This is a genomic window from Malaciobacter canalis (assembly GCF_008000835.1).
Lineage (GTDB): Bacteria > Campylobacterota > Campylobacteria > Campylobacterales > Arcobacteraceae > Malaciobacter > Malaciobacter canalis.
Genome location: NZ_CP042812.1, coordinates 1,315,767 through 1,338,918 on the forward strand (window position 1 = coordinate 1,315,767; position 23,152 = coordinate 1,338,918).

The window sequence follows — 23,152 nt, forward strand, 5'->3', positions numbered from 1 at the left end:
TTTCCTTTTTAATAATTTTCGTCCCTTAATTTTAAAAGGGATCTTTTGTCTAGTAACTTGTTGTTAAACTCTCTTTCGAGAAAACTTAAAAAGAGTAACGATTCACTCTTATCTTATAACTTATTTTTTTTTATTTTTTGGAATGATTACTGTGTAATCTAAATCAAGTACTACATTTTTTAAGTACTTGCCATCTTCATCTTTTGGATTACTTATCTCTTCAGATTTTTGATTTTTAACAGCAACTGTTCTTAATCTTAATAAACCAATATCATCTCTTTCATGATTGATTTTTTCTAAAATTTCTGTATATGCATAAATTGTATCTTTAGCATATGTTGGATTTGCATGAGCTCCACTATTAATAGAGTAAATCCATTGTGCATTTTGTAATCCATTAAAAGAGATAGCTCTTGCAATTGATATTACATGGCCTCCATACATCAATCTTTGACCCATTGGTGTACTTTTCATCATGAAATCATCAAAGTGAACCTTTGCATTATTTTGATAAAGTTTTGTTGCAAGTGTATGATCACTATCATCAATAGTAATTCCCTCTGGATGGTTTAATCTTTCACCCACTTCATAATCTTCAAAGAAGAATTTCCCACCAGTTGCTAATGTATCAATCTCTTTTTGTTTTGGAATATTAATAGATTTTTCAACAGCTAAAGTTTTTTCAAATGTTGGAATGTCTTTAATATTGCTCATTTCATTTTTATTTTTCTTATGAACCATAACCCATCTTTTAAGGTTTAGAACTTCTTGTTCATCTTGGTTATAACCAATTGAGTGAACATAAACTACTCCACTTTTACCATTTGAATTCTCTTTTAATCCAATAATTTCTGTTTCAAGTCTAACAGTATCTCCTACAAATACAGGATTAGGAAAAGAAACTTCTGCATAACCTAAATTTGCAATTGCATTTAAAGAGATATCTTGAACAGATTTTCCAAATGTTAAATGAAACATCAATAAATCATCAAGAGGTTTTTTCTTATAACCCATCTTTTGTGCTAACACATCAGATGAGTGCAGTGCAAATCTACTTCCAGTTAAGGCGATGTAAAAAGATACATCACCATCTGTTATTGTTCTTGGAAGTGGATGAATTATTTTTTGTCCGATTTTAAAATCTTCAAAAAAGTTTCCTAAATTAATTTTAGACAAAATAGACTCCTTATTTACCAAATAAATTTTGACCTAAAGATTTGTATGTTTCATATAATGAAATCATTTTCTTAGCCCATTTGATTTTTGAACTATCAACAAGTTTATTATTATATACAATTACTTCTCTACCATCTTTTGCTGCTTCTTCATATTTAGATATCATCTCTTCATATGCTTTCACTTCAGTTTGTTTTGGTGTGAAAATATCATTGATGTATTCAATTTGAACTGGATGAATCAATGATTTCCCATCAAATCCTAAGTTATATGCATCTTTTGTTGAATCTTCACAAGCAAATTCATCATGTACATCATAATATGGTCCATCAATTACTGTTTTGCCATATGCTTTTGCAGCAAGTGCAATTTGCGATAAATAATTAAACATAGCTTTAGAGCCTTTTTTAATATCAATTTGAAGTCTATTTGCTAATTTATTTGATCCCACAACTACAACTTCAACTCTAGAACTTGCACTACAAATTTCTTGAATATTTAAAACTGAAAGTGGTGTTTCAATCATAATCATCAATGTTAAATTTGTATCAACTTCATCAATTAGTTTAACTGCTTCTAATACATCCTCTTTTGTTTGTATTTTAGAAAATAGTAGTCCATCTACTTCTAACTCTTTTGCTAATTCTAAATCTTTTTTTAAATCTTCTGTTCCAAGATTATTTACTCTAAATACTCTTTCAGAATCTCCAAATTTTGAACCACTTTCTTTATAGACAGTTCTTAAAACATCTCTTCCTACTTCTCTTTGTTCTTGTAAAATAGCCTCAAAATCAAAAATTACAGTATCAGCTAAAACAGATTTTGCTTTTTCTACATTGTGTTTATTATATGCTGGAATAAAAAGCATAGATCTTCTTGCTTTGTATTCAACAACTTCTTCACCTTTTGTTTTTGCATCTTCTAAATCATGAAGATTTTTAACAAGCTGTTTTCTTAAAACTTTTCCATTTTTAGTTCTTGGATAATCTTTCATACTAAAAATTTTCTTTGGAGCTTTGTATTTTGCTAGATTAGCTTGAGAAAATGCTAAAACTTCTTCTTCTTGCTCTTTTGTTAAATTTTCATGACCAATTACAGCAATTGCTACAAGTGTTTTATCTTTTGCAATTTCTAATCCAAATGCAACACAATCTGCTACAAGTGGATGAGTTTTTACAACTCTTTCTATTTCATGAGGAGATACTCTAAATCCAAATGTATTGATAATGTCATCTTTTCTACCAATAAACCAAATATAACCATCTTTATCTCTTTTTGCATAATCTCCTGTAAAGAAGTATCCATCATGTCTTGCTTTTGCAGTTTCATCTTCTAGTTGCCAATATTCAATAAACAATCCAGGATCATCTTCTCCTATACAAATCATACCTTCTTCTTCAACATCAACTTCTTTTAATGTTTCAGGATCAAGCAGTTTAACAATATGACCAGGTTGAACAAACCCCGCACTTCCAGGTCTTATTGGATTATTAATAGAGTGTGAAATATAATAAGAGCACTCACTCATTCCAATAGCTTCATAAATATCTTGCTTAAATCTATCTCTCCAAGCTTCAATCATCTCTGTTGAAAGATGTTCCCCAGCACTCATACAATATCTTAAACTTGGACAATCATCTATTGTAAATTTTGTTTTTTGAATGATTTGTCTATATATAGTTGGAACTCCAATAAATATAGTACACTTATGTTTTTTTATTAAATCAATCCATGTTGAAGCATCATTTGCTCCCTCATAAGCAATAACTGTATGACCATTAAATAGTGGATCCATTAATGCTGAACCTAAAACATAAGTCCAGTTAAACTTTCCAGAATGCATGATTCTATCATTCTTTTTAAAATTAAACCAATATTCAGTAGCAGGAGTTCTTCCAACTAATGATCTATGAGAGTGTAAAACTCCTTTTGGATAACCAGTAGTTCCTGATGTATATACTAAATATGCAGGCTCACCAGCTTTTGAATTATAATGGTTTGGTGTTTTATTAGTATTGTTTAAGATTTCATTTAATGCATATACATTAATACCTTTTGGTTTTTTATAATCATCAACGCTATTTGTTCCTGCAACAATAATAGTTTTTAAATTGTCTATATTCTCTAAATATGGAACTAAATTTTCATACATAGAAGCTGACATTACAATAGCACTTGCTTGTGAATCTTCAGCAAGATATTTAACTTCTGAACCACTTAATAGTGTAGATGTTGGAACTGCTATAATACCTGCTTTTATTGCACCAAAAAATGAAATAGGATAAGCTAAAGAGTTTTTTAAACATACTAAAACTCTATCTCTAGCTTCAAGTCCAATTCCAGTAAGAAAATTACAAACTTGGTCAGATTTTTCAGCTAACTCTTTGTATGAAATTTCATCAGTTCCTAATTTGTCATCTTCAATTATCATTGCTGTATTATTTTCGTTTTCTGTTCCTACGTGAGCAGAAGTACAAGCTACACCAATATTTAAAAATTCAGGTACTTCAATTTTAATAGTTGAACTCATAGTATTTACTCCTTACTATATTTGACCGTATGGCCAGTTTTCTCTAAATGTATGAATTGGCATTTTATTTAATACAGTCAATGCAAACTCTTGATGCTCAGGACTTAAACTTCTAAGTGCATAAGCTCTTAATATATTTTGTAATGCTTTTCCAAACATTGGAGGATCTAACATCTCTCCGTTATATCTAATAGCACCACTTAAAAGTGCATCTGCTTCAATCGCTGCTTTTAATACTGCTACATCATGCTCAATCTCTTTAGGACTTGGAGTAAATGCAACTTTACATACATTTATATGATTTGGTGTAATTACTTGTTTTCCTGTAAGACCCATTGCACATTCTTTCCTTGCATGTGCATATACATGTCTTGAAGCATCATCTCCATGTAAATCTAACCATCTTCTAATATCTTTTTTTTCTAAACATGAATCTGGTAAAGAGTTAGGAGTAAGTAAAACTTCAACCCCACCAATAACACCAGCACCTTTAATTCTTGCTTCCATCGTAAGAATATTAAAGAAAGTTTTTAACTCATCAATCCATCCCTCAGGAGTAATCTTATAAGCCATTGCTTTAGAAAAGTCATGAATACCAAATACAACATGTTTTACAGTTGAGTAGTCCATTAAATCAGATGCAATTTGAAGTGATTTAGGGTGCTCAATAATTGGTTGAATTGTAAGGTTTGCATTAATTGAAACTAACCAAGAAGATAAGTCTCTAATCTCTGCATCTCCATAAACTTCTCCAGCTTTTGCTAAAACAATTACATCAATATATTTATGTATTTGTTTTAACATCTTTAAATCCTCTTCATACTCATCAGTTCTAAAAGGATTAATTCTTACTGCAATTTGAAAATTTCTTTCTGGAAACTTTGGTAACTCTTGAATTAAAAGTTCTCTACTCATTGCTTTTTGTCTACAACCATCTTCTAAGTCAAAAAGTACAGTATGTGCTTTTGTCTTATATGCATGTTTTTGTAGTCTTAATTTTGCTTGTTCCATACTTTCATATGTACCGTCCAATGGATTGAACTTAATAGGGGGATAGTATATTTGAATACCAGGCCAGTAACCACCAAGAACTGGCGTTAAGTCATCATTTGCTGTTAATTTTGATAAATCTATGTGTGATGATGTCATAACTTTTACCTTTTTGTGTAATTTATTATTTTTAACTTATTTCAAAAAAATTCTATTAAGTGGATTTCACTTAATAAAATTTTATAAAATTACAGGGTTTCTGTAACATGAATGTAATTAATCCATATGTAAAATAAACTATAACATAATTTTTACATATAAACAATATTTTAAGAAAAAATTTATAAATTCTCTAGACACCATCAAATAGGCAATTGAAGCAAATTTTAAAAATGAGTTTCACATAGTGAGAAAATATTTTTTTTTCTTCTCATATACTAAAATAAAAACTTCAAAAAAAAATATTTTTTTTCTAAAATTTACGCTTTTGTAACATAAAGTCAATTTAAATGGTTAATAAACTGGTATATAAATTCACTTTAAATAAAAGCTTGGTAATATAATAAATAATAAATAACAAATAATAAAAGAAGAGTAGGGTGCAAAAACAAAATAAATCACTATCTAAAGGTTTAATGGTCTTAAAACAAATAATGGCAAGTACTAAACCTTTGACAGCAAATATATTATGCCAAAAGTTACAAATTGATAAAAGTACAATGTCAAGATTGATTACAACATTAATGAATGAAGATTTTATAGAGTATAAAAGTAGTACAAAAGAGATTATTTTAAGTGATATATTAAAGAAGATAATTCATAAAGATGATAGGGAAAAAATAGTAGAAAAAACAAGTGGATTGCTTGATGAGATTTTCTATTTAACTGAAGAGTGCTCTTATATTGGGATTTTTGATAATAATTCTGTATTATATTTAAATCAAGTTGATAAGTCAAAAAGAGTTTTAAAAACTAGAAATTCAGTTGGTCTTCATGCTCCAATTCATACAAATGGCTTTGGAAAAGCAATATTAGCTTTTAAAGAAGATATCAATTTAGAAACAATTGAGCTTAAAAAATTTACTTCAAATACGATTACTAGTATAACAAAATTAAAAAAAGAGATAGAATTAATAAAAGAAAGAGGGTATGCAATAGGAAATGAAGAACATGAATTTGGTTTATGCTCTGTTGCTGTTCCTTATTTTAATAAAAAAGGTGAGTTTGTAGGAACTGTTGGAGTTTCTGGACTTACAGTAAGAATGGATGAACAAAAACTTCATGAATATGGACAAAAAATATTTAAGTTAGTTAATCCATATGTATAAAGAAAACTCTTTATACATATTTATTTGCTATTTGCTTTACTACTTCAAATACATTTTCAACAGATTTTATACTAACTTCTTCTTTTTTAGAATGGGGAAATTTTATTGTTGGCCCAATTGATGCAATTTTTATATTTGGAAACTTATCTTTAAAAATAGCACACTCTAAACCTGCATGTATAGCCTCCAAGTTGGCATTTTTATTATAACTTTGATAACTTTCTAAAACTATATTTGTAAACTCATTTATATCAGGTTTCCAAGCGGGATATTTTCCATCAGTTTTTACTTCAAAATTATGGTTTTGTAATAAGACAACAGTTTCATCTTTTATTCTTTTTAACTCTTCATTTTGCATAGATCTTGCACTTATTTCAATTTTTATACTATCAATTGTAGTCTCTATTTTTGCAAGATTTATTGAATTAAGTACTACATTTAAATCTTTGTCATATCCTCTAACTCCATTTGCAAATGTATATAAAAAATCAACTATTTTTTCATCAAAAACATTTAAGTGTTCTGAAACTGTATCAATTTTTTCAATTTGCATATTAATATGTGAAGCAATAGGTTTTTCATTTGTAGCAATTATAGCTTTTGCATTAGCAGGAATTGAGTTGATTCTTTCACCTGCATAAATATCAAGAAGTTTTCCATTACACTCTTTTATTGTTTTTGCAAGTAGTTTTATAGCATTTGGAATATTTTTATCAATATCAACTCCGCTATGTCCACCTTGTAGATTTGTGATAGATACTTCATATAATTCCAATTTATCTATGTTTTCAATAATCTCTTTATTGAAATTTTCAGCAAATATATCAACTCCACCAGCACATCCAATGCAAATTTTTCCTTCTTCTTCACTATCAAGATTTAGCATATATTTTGATTGAAGAGCAAAATCTAAATTATTAGCTCCAATAAGTCCAATCTCTTCATCACTTGTAAATAAAAATTCACAATCATAATTTTGGCTCATAAGATAAAGCATATAAGCACATCCCATTCCATTGTCACTTCCAAGTGTTGAATCTTTTGCTTTTAAAATATCATCTTCTTGAATAATTGTTGGAACACAGTTTTCACTTAGACAAACTATGTCATAGTGACTTTGAAAGCTAAGTTTTGCTTTTGAGGTACTTTTTTTGCATAAAATATTATTTGTTCTATCAACTAAGCATAAGTAATCATACTTTTTGGCAAACTTTTGCATATAATCTATAAAAGGTTCATGTGTACCACTACATCTAGGAATATTTGTTATATCTTTAAAAATTTCTATTATTTGGCTCAAAATAGTTCCTTTTTTATTAAAATTTGATGATTATATCTATTTATGCATTTAGCTTTTATTTAAGCAGTTTATATTTGCATATTTTAATAAAAATATAAAATTAGTTTGAAAAAATAATTTAAAAAAGATATAATATTTACTTTTAGCACAAATACAAAAAAGGTCAAATTTGCAATTAAAAAACTATATTTATAAAGATTTAAATGAATTAAAACTCTATATTAATAAAGAAATTATTCCTCAAGAACAATCAGATATTTTAATACAAATTTTTTCTACAGTTTATGAAAAAGATAAAATCAAAGCTATTCTTAAAACTTTAAAAGAACAATTGCCAAGCTCCAAAATAGTGGGGTCTTCTAGCTCTAAAAATGTATGTGTAAATAATAAAAGAGTAAATAAAAATATTGTTATTAGTTTTTCGATTTTTCAAAAAAGTTTTATAAGAACAAAATATATTGAAAATCTAAATATAACAAATTCAATTAAACTATCACAAGAGTTTATTAAAGATGACTCAAAAGTACTGATTTTATTCAATAGTGATGCAAAAAATAATATTGAAAGTTTTTTAGAAGCAATTAGTTATGATTTAAAAAACTCAATACTTGTTGGTGGAAATTCAGCTACTACTTTTGAATATGAACAAGCTTTTATAATAGAAGATGAAAAAATATATAAAAATGGAATTGTTTTAGTATCTATTGATTCAAAAGATCTGCTTGTTTCAAATACTTTTACTTTTAATTGGTCAAAAGTTGGCAAAGAGATGACAATTACAAAATCAAATAAAAATAGAGTTTATGAAATAGATAATATGCCTGTTTTAAAGCTTTATAAAAAATATTTTGGTGATGGCTTAAGTTTAAATTTAAATGAGTCTTTAATCTCTTTTCCTTTAGTAAAAACTGTTTTAGGTGTTGATATAGCAAGAAGTATCATAAAAGTTGAAGATGATAATAGTTTTACTTATGCAGGAAATTTAAATGAAGGCGATAAAGTAAGGTTTGCTATTGGAAATTTGGATGAAGTATATGATGATTCTGTTCAATTACAAAATCAATTAGCATCTAAACCTGTTGAAGCTATATACTTTTATTCGTGCAAAAAAAGAGATTACTTTTTATCAAATAAATTAGATGTTGAGTTAAATGCAATTTCACAAGTAGCACCAAGTATTGGATTTTTTACACAAGGAGAGTTTTTTCAAATTGGTAAAAAACTTACACAAATGAATATTACAACAACAGCTATTACTTTATCTGAAAATGATATTTTAAGAAAGTTTAGTTCTTGTCCTATTAAAAGTAAAAGATACTCTTCTTTGAAAGCTTTAATAAATTTAGTAAATACTGTTCAAAACGAATTAGATGAAAATCTTAATTATTTAAATCAATATAAAAATGCAATTGATAAACATACAATTGTATCAAAAACAAATAAAAAGGGTTTAATTACAGAAGTTAATAGTAAGTTTTGTGAAGTGTCTGGGTATACAAAAGAAGAATTAATTGGAAAATCTCATAATATTATTAGGCATCCAGAAGCATCAAAAGATATTTTTAGAAAAATGTGGAAAACTATACAAAAAAAAGAGGTTTTTCAAGGAACAATAAAAAATATGGCAAAAAATAAAAAGCCGTATTTTGTAGACACAGTAATAAAACCAATTTTAGATAAAAATGGCAATATCTTGGAATATTTAGGTTTAAGGCATGATATTACAGCTTTTGTTAATCAAAAAATTCAATTAAAAGCAGAACTTAAAACTGTAAAATATCCTTTTTTAGCAATTGTTAAAATAGAAGATTTTGAAATATTAAAAGATTTTTATGAAGAAGAGATTATTCATCAAATAGAAGATAAATTTTCATTTGAACTTTTAGATTTTTTCCCTTTAAATTCAGGATATAAAAAGTTTTATTCTTTAGGTGATGGTGAGTATGCTTTCTTAAAAGAGTTAGATAACTTTAATCCTGATATTATTGAACATGAAATAGTATTATTAAAAAAGTTTCAAATTAATGTAAAAAGAGGTACATTGCAGTTTGATAATTTTGAATTTGATATTAGTGTAGTTTTAAGTATAAGCACAGATAAAAAGAGAAGTTATGCTGAAGCAAAACAGGGATTAAAACAACTATATAGAACAAAAAAAGATTTTATTTATGCACAAGGACTTACTTCAAATTTAAGTGAGATTGCAAAAAGTAATATTGAAACTATTAAAATGATTAAAACAGCAATTCAAAATAATAAGATTATTTCATATTATCAACCAATATATAATAACAAAACAAAAAAAATAGAAAAATATGAATCTTTAGTAAGGCTAGTATCTGAAGATGAAAAAGTCATATCACCATTTTTCTTTATAGATATTGCAAAAAAAGGAAGATATTATAAACAAATTACAAGTATTGTTATTGATAACTCTTTTTTAGCAATGAAGCAACTTAATATGGATGTAACTATAAATATTTCTATTATTGATATTGAAGATGAAATAATAAGAAATAAGATTTTTACAAAGTTAAATGAGTGCAAAACCTTAGCTAGTAAAGTAACTTTTGAATTATTAGAAGATGAAAATATTAAAGATTTTTCAATAGTAAAAGAGTTTATAAGAAAAGTAAAAGAGCTTAATGCAAATATTGCAATTGATGATTTTGGTTCTGGATATTCAAACTTTGAAAGACTTTTAGATTTTGAACCTACAATTTTAAAAATAGATGGTTCATTAATTAAAAATATTTTAAAAGATAGTTTTAGTAGAAATATAGTTGAAGCAATGATAGTTTTTGCAAAAAAAGAAGGTTTAAAAACTGTTGCTGAATTTGTTTCTTCAAAAGAGATATTTGATTTAGTAAATGAGCTTAATATTGATTATTCACAAGGATTTTATATAGATAAACCAAAGGCTTTAGAAGAGATTTTATAAAAATAGATTAAAAGATTAAGAGTATTACTCTTAATCTTTTTGATTTTTAGAATGACAAACAGTATCTTTTAAATCTCTGTTTTTATAAGCTAAAATAATTGTAAGTGTCACAGTTGCTACTGTATAATAAACCCACATAGGAATTGGTACAGGATCACCTGTAGCGTATGAATGCATTCCTGATAAGTAGAAGTTTACACCAAAATACGTCATTAAAATTGAACTAAATGCAATAGTACTTGCAACATTAAATGCAAATGGATTATTTAAACTTTTAACAAATCTCATATGAAGAATAAATGCATAAACAATAATTGAGATATAAGACCAAGTCTCTTTTGGATCCCATCCCCAATATCTACCCCATGACTCATTTGCCCAAACACCACCAAGGAAGTTTCCAATAGTAATTGCACTTAAACCAATAATTAAAGCTATTTCAGATATTGCAGTAATATTTTTAATATTATCATCTAAATGAGGTCTGTTTTTTCTAAAAATAAACATAATTAGTGCCATATAACCCAATATAGCAGCTAATCCAAAGAAACCATATGAAGCTGTTAATACTGAAACATGTATTGTTAGCCAATATGATTTAAGAACTGGAACTAAGTTTGTAATTTGTGGATCAATATTTGTTAAATGTGCTGTAAACATAAATATTGCAGCAACAATAACAGAAGCACTTAGTGCAAGTAAAGATCTTCTAAAAAATACAACTCCTGCAAAGACTGCTGACCAAGAGATATAAAGAAGTGATTCATATGTATCTGACCATGGTGCATGTCCTGAAATAATCCATCTAAAGCCCATTCCAAATGTATGTGCAGCAAATAGTATAGCAAGTACTGCAAAGAATACTTTTGTTGTTTTTTCTGGTTTGATTTTAGGATTAAAAATTACTATAAATGCTACGATTAACATTACTAAACCAGTTAATAAATAAGCAAGTGTTAATTTAAAGAAGATATCTAATTTATTAAATAATATTTCATTCTCTATTTGAGATTTACTTGGAATAATATTTGAACCAACTTTTTCTTGATAGATTTGAATCATATCAATAAATTTATTTGCATTTTCATAATCTTCTGTAATAACTGAGTTAATAAAACCTCGAATCATTGTTTCAACAGCAGCTTTATTTTTACCTTGGAAAAATCTAAATGCATCTAAAGGATTATACCATTTATGATTATCATCAATTCTACCATCATGAATTCTAGGGAAGATTTTAAAAAGATTTGCATTGTAAACCATATAAGATATATTTAATTTCTCATCAAGTTTTAAAATATCTTTTTCATAAGTTCCTCTTTCTGTAGGTTTTTTTCTAAATGCTTTTTTTGCTTCTTCTTCAAGTTTATATTTACCTTCTTTTGTGAAAACTTCTGCAAAAGAGATATATTTTCTTGATTCATCAATTTTTAAAACTTGTTTTAATTTTGGAGTTTTGATTTTTATCATTTTTACATGTCTCCAAAACTCAGGTCTTGTAAGCATTCCAAGAACTATTTGATCAGCATTCATACCAAACATCTCACTTCTTGAAGAAATTTTATGTAAAATCTCTTTATTTAAAGTAGCAACTGGTTTCATTCTTCCACCATTACTTTGAGTAACTAAATAAGAAAACTTTTCAGCAGTTGCTTTTGAATCTTCTTTAAATCCATTCATGTAAGTAACAATTGAGTCTTGAGTGCTTGAAATATTAGGCATATTTTCATTTGCTTTTAGATCACTTGTTAATGCAAAAGTACTAAGACAGGCAAGTAAAAATGATGCGGCTGTTCTATTTTTTAAGAATTTAGTTAATTTCCAAAATCTACTTTTTTTATCAAATAAATTCCAAATTAATCCTAAAGATAATAAAAAATAACCTAAATATGTTGGCCATTTACCAGGATCGTTGTTAACAGACAATATTGTTCCTTTTTCATCTTGGTCATAAGAGCTTTGGAAAAATAAAAAATTACCTTCATGTAAAGTTCTATTCATAAAAATTCTATAATCATAGCTTTTACCATCTTTTTTTATAACTGTAACTTCAGAAGCATAAGAAGATGGAGCCATACTTCCTGGGTATCTTTCAAGTTGGAAATCTCTTAATTTAATATCAAATGGAAGTTTTAAAACTTTAGCACCATACTCTAAAGTTACAATAGTATCTCCAAAATCTTCAATTTTTGTTACACCTTTTTGACCTCTTTTCCCTGGTAACTTAACAGTTTTAGTTTTACCATCAAGTGTTACATCAACAGTTAAAATACCCATTGAGGCATTTCCTTTTTTTGCAAACATATAATTATTGAATTTAACATTTAACGTTTCATTGTCAAATTTAATATCATGACTAAATTTATCATTCCAAAAGCTTGCAAACTCTTTTTGATACTCTTTATAATATGTGGCATCTTGTTTTTTGATTTTTACTTGTAAATATGGCTCAAGTGAAATCATTTTATTTTCTGTTTGTCCCTCTCTTATGTGAACAATTCCTTCATAGCCAATATATCTAGTAACTCCAGCTCCAATTAGTATAACTACAAATGATATATGGAAGATAAATCTTGCAGGGTGCTTCCACATTTTATATTTGTATATTATTGCACACAAATTAAGCGTAGTTAAAACCAAAATTGTTTCATACCATATGTGATTGTAAATTAAAACTCTAGCCGTAGAAGTTCCATAGTCATTTTCTATAAATGTTGCAACTGCTGCACCAATGGCAAGAATTGCAAACAGTATTAATGTAGTCTTAAAGGAGAATAAGACATCTATAACTTTTTTCAAAGCTAATCCTTTATTTTATAATATCCAAATATTATAGTTAAATTTATGTGAATTTTTTGTGTAGTAGTATATAAACACTAGTAAATTCATACGCTTGAAGTATAACAAAAATCAATTTTAGTTTTATTAAACAAATAACTATTAAAACAGCTTTTTAACAAATATTTAATATAATCGCGTTATGAATATAGAAGAGTTAAAAAAAGAAAGACAAAAATGTCTTGAATGGAAAAATGTAAAACCTTGGTATGAACAATTAAAACAGATTCACTCAATAAAAAAAGATAATATTGATATTGAAAATAGTGACTGGTTTAGTGTTGGTAAAAAAGAGGATTTAACAAAAGAAGAGTTTGAATTAATTCAAAAAACTGCAAAAACTTTAATCCCTTGGAGAAAAGGACCATTTAAAATTTTTGGTTTAGAAATTGATAGTGAGTGGCAAAGTAATATTAAATATAACCTAATAAGACCACATTTTAATCTAAAAGATAAAGTTGTAGCTGATATTGGCTGTAATAATGGCTACTATATGTTTAGAATGCTTGAAGATAAACCAAAAAGATTAATAGGTTTTGATCCAAGTGCTTTAACAATGCTTCAGTTTGATTTTATAAATCATTTTGCAAAAACTGATATTATTTATGAAAAACTAGGAGTTGAACATCTAGAACTTTATAATCATAAATTTGATTTTATTTTTATGCTTGGAGTTTTATATCATAGACCTGATCCAGTAGGGTGCTTGAAATCTTTAGCAAAAGGTTTAAATAAAAATGGAGAAATATTAATTGATACTTTTATGATTGATGGAGAACAAGAAGTTGCATTAACTCCAAATAAAAGATATTCAAAAATACCAAATATATATTTTATACCAACAATTCCAGCATTAAAAAATTGGTTAATTAGAGCAGGTTTTGAACAAATTGAAGTATTAGCTGTTACTACAACAACTTCTGAAGAACAAAGAAAAACACAATGGAGTTTTGATCAAAGTTTAGAAGATTTTTTAGATAAAGATGATAATAGTAAAACTGTAGAGGGCTATCCAGCACCTAAAAGAGTATATGTTAAAGCAAGAAAGAAGAACTAAAAAAGATCTATAGTATCTTCTTCTTTCATATCATTGAAGTTAAAAACTTTACTTCTACCTTTGTTTTTTGCTTCATACAAGGCAATATCTGCATTTTTTATAGTTGTATCAATTGATTTTTCATCACTATATGTATAAACATCATAACCAATACAAGCCGTCTTTTTTAATACTTGTTCAGGAATTAATGATACTTTAATCTCAACTTTTGAAAAGTCTTCAATTATTTTATTTGCAATATTAATAATATCATGTTCATTTGATGTACTTAAAACAGAAATTAAAAACTCATCTCCTGTAAGTCTTGCTACCATATCAAACTCTGAAATATTTGCATGAATAACTTTTGCAAGTTCAACTAAAACTCTATCTCCAATATCATAATCAAACTCATCAATTACAGCCTTGAAGTGATCAATACCAACCATTAAAAAGTAAATTTGTTTATACTCTTTTCCTGATAAAAAAATTTGTTTATTCAAATTTTCTACTAAATAATGTCTATTAAAAACATTAGTTACTGAATCTAATGATTGTGATTCTATAAAGTTCTTTTTAATTATCCCATTTTGAATAATTGGTGAAATCTGGAAAAAAGCTGATTCAATAATATTGTAATTTTTATTTATTAAGTCAAAATGAGCTTTAGACGTAGCACAAAATGATACAATTGCATTTAAGTTTGTATGGGTATTTATAATAAAAAAGAATGATAAACTATCATCTAAGAAAAATTGATCTCCATGTATTAAAATATCTTCTCTATTATTTTTTTCAATATCAAATAAAGCAATATTTACATTATCTATTTTAAAAGTTACATTTAACCAATTAAAAATATCTCCTGCCATTTGTTTTATATCTGAAGCGAATTGAAGTTGGTCATACAGTGTAAATATATCCTGTAAAGCCTTATAATCACTCTCATTAGTACCAGCTGATTTTATCAAATTTAATATATTGTGTCTCAAATTAATATCCTAAAATAGATCTATTGTATGCATTTGACTATCATTGTAGACAAAGAACTCATTTCTTCCTTTATTTTTTGCTTCATATAAAGCATTATCAGAACTGTTTAATATCTCTTCAATTGTTTTTGCATTATCAGGAAACAAAGAGATACCAATACAAATTGTTTTTAATAAAGTTTGCCCTGTTTTTTCATTGACTAAAATCTCCTTTTTACTAAAAGATTCAATTATTTTTTTTGCAATCATTATTGCATTTTCTTGACTTTTTACATTTTGCAATACTACTAAAAACTCATCTCCATCAATTCTTGCTACAATATCTGAGTTTCTTACTCTATCTTTTAGTAACTCTGCTAAGGTTATTAATACACTATCACCAATATTATAATCAAATTCATCAATTACAGCTTTAAACTTATCAATACCAATTTTTAAAAAACCAATCTTTTTATCTTCTCTTTTTGCAAGAGAAATTACCATTTCTAGGTAGTTTTCTAAATATTTTCTATTGTAAAGTCCTGTAATTTGATCCTTTAGTGAAAGCTCTTTTATACACTCTTCTAAGTACTTATTATAAAGAGTTTGAGAGATAATGTCAAATGTTGTTACTAAAGCGTCATTATTTATCTCTAAATTATGGTAGTGTTGTTCATCATTACAATATATTTCATAAGTAATTATTACATTTTGGCTTAAGTTAATTAAATATGTAAGTTTAAAGTCTGGATTAAAAGTACCATTTTTTGTTTCAAAAATTGTTTCATTATAATTATTAATTGAGTCTTTAAATAGAATCTTTAAATTTTTTACTTTGTGGCTATTATTTAGTGATATAGCAAGATATTTTAGTGACTCTACAAAAAGCTTTACAATCTTTTTATCTTCATTAATTGTAAATTCAGCATGTTCAATACTTTTTTGTTGATCTTCTAAAATTTGTCGAAATGAGTTTACCATTATATTACTCATAAATACCTTTCTATAAATAGTTTAACCAAGTTTTTAACGAATCTTTTTCTTGAAATAAAGTTGTTTTTGGTCCATGTCCTGGATGAATTCTAATATTTCTATCCCATTTTAAAATCTTATTTATACTTTTTTTCATATCTTGTGGACTTGAAAAAGGAAAATCACATCTTCCAATTGTATTATTAAAAATAAAATCTCCTGAAAATAGGTTATCTTCAATTTCAATCGCTGAACAACCAGGTGTATGACCTGGAAAATGATGAAATTTAACTTTTATTCCATCAAAATCAAACTCTTGATCATGTTCTACTAAAATATCTGCACATGAGGGAGTCATCCCTAAAGCGTATGGGTCTTTTTCTAACATAAAATTATCATCTTTAGGACAATAAATTTTTATATTTAAATCATCACTTAACTCTTTGTTTGACCAAACATGATCAAAATGACCATGAGTATTTAAAATAGCAATTGGGTTTTTTACATGATATTTCACCCATGCTGTTGCATTAACTCCTGGATCAATAATTAATTCTTTATCATCAATTGTAATAATATAACAGTTAGTCTGATAATCACCCATTGCTTGTTTAAGTATTTCCATTATTTTAAACCTTACTTAGATAGAATTCATTAATTTTTTATAATATATATACATTATAGCAATACAGAGGTAAAAAATGGATTATTTTAAAAGCTTAGAACAAGTATTAGTTGAAAAAAAACCAAATAAAAAAATTGAATTATTTGAAAAGTTTTATGAAAACTTTAAAGTGTCACAATTTTCTTTTAAAAATGATAATAAAGTTTGTAAATTAATTAAGCCCTCATATGAAGGGTTTTTGAAAATTGTTCCTGCAAAAGATATAAAGATAAGAAAACATTTTGATACAAAAGAAGGAAAAATATCACTACTTCATACTATTGCACATATAGAGTATAGTGCAATAGACTTAGCATTAGATGCAGCTTTAAGATTTGAAAATTTACCAAGAGAGTATTATGAAGATTGGCTAGAAGTAGCAGAAGATGAAATAAGACACTTTAAGATGATTGAAAAATTATTGCATGAATTAGATGCAAAGTATGGTGATTTAGAAGTTCATACAAATCTTTTTGAAGCAATGAAAAACACTCAAACACTTTTAAGTAGAATGGCTGTTGTTCCAAGATACTTAGAAGCAAATGGATTAGAACAAAACCCAAAAATAATGGAAAAATTAAAATCCAATCCTGATAGATTTAATGAAAAAATCTTATTGGCTTTAGACACTATTCTAAATGAAGAGATTGACCATGTAACTAAAGGAGATAGGTGGTTTAAATATGAGTGTAAAAGATTGAGTTTAGCTCCAGAAAAAACTTATTTAAAGATTTTAGAAGAAATATACCCTGGAAGTACAAGTAAGAAATATATTATTAATTTTGAAGCAAGAAAACAAGCAGGTTTCTCATGTGAAGAGTTGAAGTTTTTATCAAAAAAAAGTGATTGTAAATGATAAGTTTTAAAAGAAAACTCTTTTAAAACTTACTATTTGGAATAGGGTGGTTTTTTATAACAAAATCTATATCTTTGTCTCCTCTACCACTTAAATTTACAAGTATTGTTTCATCTTTTGCTAAAGTTTTAGCTAATTTCATTGCAAAACCAACTGCATGTGCTGACTCAAGCGCAGGAATAATACCCTCAAATTGAGATAATTTATAAAATGCATCTACTGCTTCTTTATCATCACATAATCCTACTTTTGTTCTTCCTTGAGTTTTTAAAAAAGCGTGTTCTGGACCAACTGATGGATAATCAATACCACTTCCTATTGAATAAACTGGTGCTGGTTCACCCATTTTATCTTTTAACATAATTGAGTTAAACCCATGCATTATGCCTTCTTCTCCATAAGTTAATGAAGCAGAGTGTTCACCAATTACATTGCCTTTTCCCATAGGTTCTACTCCATATAAATCAACACTGTTTTCATCAATAAACCCTGAGAAAATACCCATTGCATTACTTCCTCCACCAATACATGCTATAACATTATTAGGTAGATTGTTTTCATGTTCTAAAAACTGCTCTTTTGCTTCAAGACCAATAATACTTTGAAAATCTCTTACCATCATAGGAAAAGGGTGTGGTCCTACAACAGAGCCAATACAATAAATTGAATTATCTGTATCCTTTAAATATGCTTCAAAAGCCGAATCAACTGCCTCTTTTAAAGTTTTTAAACCATGTGTAGCAGGGACTATTTTTGCACCTAAAATTTTCATTCTAACGACATTTGGATACTCTTTTTCTATATCAACTTCACCCATATGTATTTCACACTCTAAGCCAAAATAAGCAGCAGCAGTTGCTAATGCAACACCATGTTGTCCTGCTCCTGTTTCAGCAATAACCTTCTTTTTACCTAAATGCTTTGCTAAAATTACTTCTGCCATGCAGTGGTTTAATTTATGAGCTCCTGTATGATTTAAATCCTCTCTTTTTAAATATATTTTTGCTCCATTACAATAATCAGTTAAATTTTTTGCAAAGCTTATTGGAGTAGGTCTTCCTTGATAGTGTTTTCTTACATATTTTAAATCTTCAATAAATCTAGCTGAATTTTTTATCTCTTCATAAGCTTTTATAATCTCTAAAAAAGGTTTTTCAAGTTGTGGTGGTATAAATGAACCTCCAAATTTTCCAAAATATCCATTTTCATCTGGATATGACTTTAAATACGGTTTTTGCATATATGTTTTCCTTTTGAATAAATAGCATTTTTAAAAGTATTATATTTAAAAATTTGTTATAAGCTAGTTATAGAATTATTTTTATAAATATTATGGTTTTTTAAATTAAAACTAAATAGAATAGTTTTATATTAAAAAGAAGATAACAAATGAATAAAAAAATAGTTTTATTAGTTGGCGCTAGTGGAGTTGGTAAAGATAGTTTATTAAATGAATTAAAAAAAATATTAGATGCAAACTTTATAAAAAGGTATATAACAAGAGTACCAGATATTAATGAAACGAACTATTATCTTTCAAAAGAAGCTTTTTTTATATTAAAGCAAAACTCTTTTTTTATATCATCTTGGAGTGCCCATGGAAATTTCTATGGAATTTCTAAAAACTCTATTAAAGATGATACTATAAATATTATTTCTATTTCAAGAGCAGTAATTCAAGAGTTTGAAAAAGAGTTTGAAAATGTTTACACTATAAATATAGTTTTAGATAAAGATACTTTAAAGAAAAGATTAATTAAAAGAAATAGAGAAACATTAACACAGATAGAAAATAGATTAAATAGAACTTATACTAAAATAGAAGCTAAAAATTTAATTGAGTTTTATAATGATAATAGTATAAATGAATCAGCAAAAAAGTTAAAAGAGTTAATAATAAGTTTAAAATAATAAAGTAAGGGATTTACTCCCTAACTTTATTTAAAACCATTTTTTAACTTTATCAAACATACTTTCAAAGCTTGATTCATGTGGTTTACTCTCTATTCCAAAACTCTCTTGAAGTTTAGTTAATAGTTCTTTTTGTTCTTTATTTAGTGATTTTGGATAAGTTATTCTAATTTGAACAATTAAATCTCCTTTTCCATGCCCTTGTACAGATTTAACACCTTCACCTCTAAATTTGAACTGTTCTTTATCTTTAGTTCCAGCAGGAATCTCTAAGTCAAGTTCACCTCTTAAACTAGGTATTTTAATATTCCCACCAAGGGCAACTTGAGTAAAAAATAGTGGAACTTCAATATAGATATCATCTCCATTTCTAATAAAATGTGAATCTTCTTTTACTGAAATTTGGATATATAAATCACCTCTTGTTCCATCAGGTGCAATATTACCTCTGTTTGAAACTCTAATTCTATTTCCATCATTAATACCCTCAGGAATACTTACTTCAAAGCTATCCTCTTTCTCATGGTATCCTGTACCACTACATTTTTTACAATTTTGAGCTTTTGATTCTCCTGTTCCTTGACAATGTGGACAAGTTTGCGCAAAAGTCATAAATCCTTGTCTTATGTGTACTTGACCTTGTCCTTGACAAGTAGAACAAGTAGATAGTTTTCCATCTTTAGCCCCTGTTCCTTTACAAGTATCACAAGCATCTTTGTATTTATAAGTTACATCTTTTGTTACACCAAAGATAGCTTCATTGAATTCAACTTCAACTTCAATACCAATATCCAAATTGTAGTTGTATGATTTTCTTCGTCTTCTTCCACCACCAAAATCAGCTCCACCAAATGCAGAACCAAACATCTCTTCAAAAATTGAACTTAAGTCATCAAACCCTGCACTTGAGAATCCTCCACCTTGGCCATGTCCTTCAAGGCCCGCTTTACCATATCTATCATAAATAGCTCTTTTTTCATCATCACTTAAAACTTGATAAGCTTCATTAGCAGCTTTAAATCTATCTTCTGCTTCTGAGTCATCAGGGTTTTTGTCAGGGTGATACTTCATCGCCATTTTTCTGTAGGCTTTTTTTATTGTACTTTTATCAGCATCTTTGCTAATTTCTAATACTTCATAATAATCTAATTCAGTCAATATTAGTACTCCTAACTTAATTTTACGCGATTTTAACTAAATTATGATAAATCTTTGATATAATCCGCCTTATGAAAAAAGGATTAGAAAAATTTTATGAATTAGTTGAGGCTTTTGAGTCTCTTCCAACTATTGGAAAAAAATCAGCTTTAAGATTAGCTTATCATATAGTAATGAATGATAACTATTGTGGTATAAAATTAGCTCACAGTATTGAAAATGCAATAAAAAATATAACTAAATGTACAAGATGTGGCTCTATGAGTGAACATGAAATTTGTGAATTTTGTTTAGATGATAGTAGAAATGAGAAAATTCTTTGTATTGTTCAAAGTGCAAAAGATATTTTTATAATCGAAGAGTCTAAAAAATTTGATGGATTATATTTTGTAATTGAAGATTTAGATGAACAAAGTATTGATAAATTAATAGATTTAGTAAGAGAAAATAGAATAAGTGATATACTTTTTGCTATTACTCCATCCCTTGCAAATGATGCATTTATACTATTTATTGAAGATAAATTAAAAGATTTTGAGATTAATTTTATGAAGATTGCACAAGGTGTACCAACAGGTGTTAGTTTAGAAAATGTAGATTTAATTTCTCTTTCAAAAGCAATTGAAAGTAAGGTTGTTATTTAACCTTACTCTTCATTTTTCCATTTTGCATAAAGTTCATTAGCAGATTTGATCTCAGCTTCAGAAGCTCTTCTTCTACAAGATAAATACCCCTTTGAACCATCGCAACTCTCAAATGGATATATTGTGGCAAATACCCAATAATACCCTCCTGTTTTTGTGGCATTTTTTACATAGCCTGTCCAAATATCACCTTTTTGTATTGTATCCCACAAGCTTTTAAATGCCTTTTTTGGCATATCTTTATGTCTTACCATATTATGTGGTTGTCCCATTAACTCTTCTAGGCTATACTCTGCTATTTTACAAAAATCATCATTTGCAAATGATATTATACCTTTTTCATTTGTTTCACTTACTAAAAATGCATATTCATCTAGTACTGTTTCTTGTCCTGCTGCCATATTTAACTCCCCCGTTAAAACTGTTTATTTTTGGCATCATTTACTAACTCTTTTGCCATTTTTGATACATCTGATGCTATATTTGATATTTGTGTTGCTTCACTTGCATTCTCTTGTGTTACTCTATCTAGCATTGTTATTGTATCATTTATCTGTTCGATTCCTGTCATTTGCTCTTTTGAGGCTGCACTTACATTCTCTATTATATGTATTGTTTCATTGATATGTGTATTTAACTCTTCATAACCTTTTATCATATCATCTGATATTACTTTCCCCTCACTTGCTTTATTTGTAGCATTCTCTACTAAATCTTTTATCTCTTTTGCTGCTTGGGCACTTCTATTTGCTAAGTTTCGCACTTCCCCTGCTACTACTGCAAAGCCTTTCCCTGCTTCTCCTGCTGTTGCTGCTTCTACTGCTGCGTTTAAACTTAGTATATTTGTTTGGAATGCTATTTGATCTATTACACTTATTGCTTCATTTATTGAGCTTACTTGTGTATTTATCTCATCCATTGATCCTGCTGTTTTACTTGCTAAATCTCTTCCATTTGTTACTGAATTTCTTACTGTTGAGCTTAGTTTTGCCATTTTATTTGCATTATCTGCATTATTTCTTGTTATTGATGTTATCTCTTCTACTGCTGCTGCTGTTTGCTCTAAGCTTGCTGCTTGTTCATTGGCTTTTGCTGCTAGGTTATTCATTGAGCTTTTCATTGTATCTGAGTTTTTATCTAGAGTTGTTCCATTTGATAGATTTGTTTTTGCTGTTGTTGCTAGTGCTTCTCCTAAGGCATTTACTCCTTTCATTACTGACAACATTCTTGCTTTTAATTTTGGTGATATTAATATTTGTTTTGTATAGTCATCATTTGAGTATGATTCTAGTGTATTTTCCAACTCTTTCATATTATCTTCTTGTGTATCAAGCATTTTATTTATTGTTTTTTTTAGAGTCATAATCATAGGATTTTCTGTATTTGAGTTAACTCTACATTGGAAAATACCTTGTTCTACTTTATTCATAACAAGAACAATCTCTCCTAATACTCTCATATCATCTTTTCTTATTTTGTCAAATGAATCAAAATATACATTGAAACTCTTTAAGATTTCACCAATCTCATCTTTTTTTATATATTCTGCTCTTCTTATTTTGTTTGATTTCATAAAGGCATATTGCATAAAATCATCAAGATATTCTCTTAACCTGTCAATTCCTCCAACAATTCTTTTCATAGCAGCAAAATTTGTATAAGCTACTATAATACCAAAAAGAATATTTATTGCTAAAATTGCAACTATATCAGAAGCTGACACTATTGCTGTAATACTAATAATAGCAAATGCAACTTGAGTAACAAGCATATTTACAAGTATTTTATACCTTGTGTGTATATTTTTAAACATTATTTTTAACCTTTATTGTCTTTA

Annotated in this window: 18 protein-coding genes; 6 read left to right on the plus strand and 12 right to left on the minus strand. The window is 27.4% G+C overall.

Annotation, left to right across the window (positions count from 1 at the left end; all coding sequences use genetic code 11):
• Positions 1-120: 120 nt before the first annotated feature.
• Genes ACAN_RS06635 through ACAN_RS06645 form a run of 3 tightly spaced genes read right to left on the minus strand, consistent with a single transcriptional unit; the run spans position 121 to position 4,855 of the window.
• Positions 121-1,176 (minus strand): MaoC family dehydratase, encoded by a 1,056-nt coding sequence (locus ACAN_RS06635; RefSeq protein WP_099335397.1) that lies wholly within the window; start codon positions 1,174-1,176, stop codon positions 121-123.
• A gap of 10 nt (positions 1,177-1,186) precedes the next feature.
• The gene (locus ACAN_RS06640; RefSeq protein WP_099335398.1) at positions 1,187-3,706 is read right to left on the minus strand and encodes an aldolase/citrate lyase family protein; all 2,520 of its coding nucleotides are present in this window, start codon (positions 3,704-3,706) and stop codon (positions 1,187-1,189) included.
• A gap of 15 nt (positions 3,707-3,721) precedes the next feature.
• The gene (locus ACAN_RS06645; protein WP_099311863.1) at positions 3,722-4,855 is read right to left on the minus strand and encodes an HpcH/HpaI aldolase/citrate lyase family protein; all 1,134 of its coding nucleotides are present in this window, start codon (positions 4,853-4,855) and stop codon (positions 3,722-3,724) included.
• 440 nt (positions 4,856-5,295) lie between these two features.
• On the opposite strand from ACAN_RS06645, the gene ACAN_RS06650 reads away from it, so the two are divergent.
• Positions 5,296-6,024 (plus strand): IclR family transcriptional regulator, encoded by a 729-nt coding sequence (locus ACAN_RS06650; RefSeq protein WP_079580245.1) that lies wholly within the window; start codon positions 5,296-5,298, stop codon positions 6,022-6,024.
• A gap of 10 nt (positions 6,025-6,034) precedes the next feature.
• Here the strand turns inward: ACAN_RS06650 and ACAN_RS06655 are convergent, their stop codons facing one another.
• On the minus strand, positions 6,035-7,324 hold the full coding sequence (locus ACAN_RS06655) for a M20/M25/M40 family metallo-hydrolase (protein WP_099335399.1): 1,290 nt from the start codon (positions 7,322-7,324) through the stop codon (positions 6,035-6,037).
• 169 nt (positions 7,325-7,493) lie between these two features.
• Between ACAN_RS06655 and ACAN_RS06660 the strand changes: the two genes are divergently transcribed.
• Complete coding sequence (locus ACAN_RS06660; protein ID WP_099335400.1) at positions 7,494-10,265, plus strand: sensor domain-containing phosphodiesterase; 2,772 nt, start codon at positions 7,494-7,496, stop codon at positions 10,263-10,265.
• A gap of 30 nt (positions 10,266-10,295) precedes the next feature.
• On the opposite strand, the gene ccsA is transcribed toward ACAN_RS06660, so the two are convergent.
• Positions 10,296-13,064 (minus strand): cytochrome c biogenesis protein CcsA, encoded by a 2,769-nt coding sequence (gene ccsA, locus ACAN_RS06665; RefSeq protein WP_099335401.1) that lies wholly within the window; start codon positions 13,062-13,064, stop codon positions 10,296-10,298.
• 181 nt (positions 13,065-13,245) lie between these two features.
• Between ccsA and cmoB the strand changes: the two genes are divergently transcribed.
• Positions 13,246-14,160: a tRNA 5-methoxyuridine(34)/uridine 5-oxyacetic acid(34) synthase CmoB gene (gene cmoB / locus ACAN_RS06670; protein ID WP_099335402.1), complete on the plus strand. Its 915-nt coding sequence runs from the start codon at positions 13,246-13,248 to the stop codon at positions 14,158-14,160.
• Here cmoB and ACAN_RS06675 read toward each other — a convergent pair.
• The 3 genes from ACAN_RS06675 to ACAN_RS06685 are packed head-to-tail and all read right to left on the minus strand — an operon-like array spanning position 14,157 to position 16,707.
• A complete protein-coding gene (locus ACAN_RS06675; RefSeq protein WP_099335403.1) occupies positions 14,157-15,131 on the minus strand; it encodes a GGDEF domain-containing protein in 975 nt (324 codons plus the stop codon). The two genes, cmoB and ACAN_RS06675, sit on opposite strands and share 4 nt — an antisense overlap.
• Positions 15,132-15,140: 9 nt before the next feature.
• The gene (locus ACAN_RS06680) at positions 15,141-16,103 is read right to left on the minus strand and encodes a GGDEF domain-containing protein (RefSeq protein WP_099335404.1); all 963 of its coding nucleotides are present in this window, start codon (positions 16,101-16,103) and stop codon (positions 15,141-15,143) included.
• A 10-nt stretch (positions 16,104-16,113) separates the two neighbouring features.
• Positions 16,114-16,707 (minus strand): MBL fold metallo-hydrolase, encoded by a 594-nt coding sequence (locus ACAN_RS06685; RefSeq protein WP_099335405.1) that lies wholly within the window; start codon positions 16,705-16,707, stop codon positions 16,114-16,116.
• 76 nt (positions 16,708-16,783) lie between these two features.
• Here ACAN_RS06685 and ACAN_RS06690 point away from each other — a divergent pair, with 76 nt between their 5' ends.
• Positions 16,784-17,602: a ferritin-like domain-containing protein gene (locus ACAN_RS06690; protein ID WP_099335406.1), complete on the plus strand. Its 819-nt coding sequence runs from the start codon at positions 16,784-16,786 to the stop codon at positions 17,600-17,602.
• 22 nt (positions 17,603-17,624) lie between these two features.
• On the opposite strand, the gene trpB is transcribed toward ACAN_RS06690, so the two are convergent.
• Positions 17,625-18,842: a tryptophan synthase subunit beta gene (gene trpB / locus ACAN_RS06695; protein ID WP_099335407.1), complete on the minus strand. Its 1,218-nt coding sequence runs from the start codon at positions 18,840-18,842 to the stop codon at positions 17,625-17,627.
• Positions 18,843-18,991: 149 nt separating this feature from the next.
• On the opposite strand from trpB, the gene ACAN_RS06700 reads away from it, so the two are divergent.
• Positions 18,992-19,513 carry a nucleoside/nucleotide kinase family protein gene (locus ACAN_RS06700; protein WP_099335408.1) on the plus strand — a complete coding sequence of 174 codons (522 nt, stop codon included), beginning with the start codon at positions 18,992-18,994 and terminating at the stop codon, positions 19,511-19,513.
• A gap of 30 nt (positions 19,514-19,543) precedes the next feature.
• Here ACAN_RS06700 and dnaJ read toward each other — a convergent pair whose 3' ends face one another.
• A complete protein-coding gene (dnaJ, locus tag ACAN_RS06705) occupies positions 19,544-20,671 on the minus strand; it encodes a molecular chaperone DnaJ (RefSeq protein WP_099335409.1) in 1,128 nt (375 codons plus the stop codon).
• A 71-nt stretch (positions 20,672-20,742) separates the two neighbouring features.
• Here dnaJ and recR point away from each other — a divergent pair, with 71 nt between their 5' ends.
• Positions 20,743-21,315, plus strand: a complete 573-nt coding sequence (gene recR, locus ACAN_RS06710) for a recombination mediator RecR (RefSeq protein ID WP_079580256.1) — start codon at positions 20,743-20,745, stop codon at positions 21,313-21,315.
• Between the two features lie 2 nt (positions 21,316-21,317).
• Here recR and ACAN_RS06715 read toward each other — a convergent pair whose 3' ends face one another.
• Both ACAN_RS06715 and ACAN_RS06720 read right to left on the minus strand, forming a co-directional pair.
• On the minus strand, positions 21,318-21,716 hold the full coding sequence (locus tag ACAN_RS06715) for a PAS domain-containing protein (RefSeq protein ID WP_099335441.1): 399 nt from the start codon (positions 21,714-21,716) through the stop codon (positions 21,318-21,320).
• A 14-nt stretch (positions 21,717-21,730) separates the two neighbouring features.
• The gene (locus ACAN_RS06720; RefSeq protein ID WP_147525207.1) at positions 21,731-23,128 is read right to left on the minus strand and encodes a methyl-accepting chemotaxis protein; all 1,398 of its coding nucleotides are present in this window, start codon (positions 23,126-23,128) and stop codon (positions 21,731-21,733) included.
• Between the last annotated feature and the right edge of the window lie 24 nt (positions 23,129-23,152).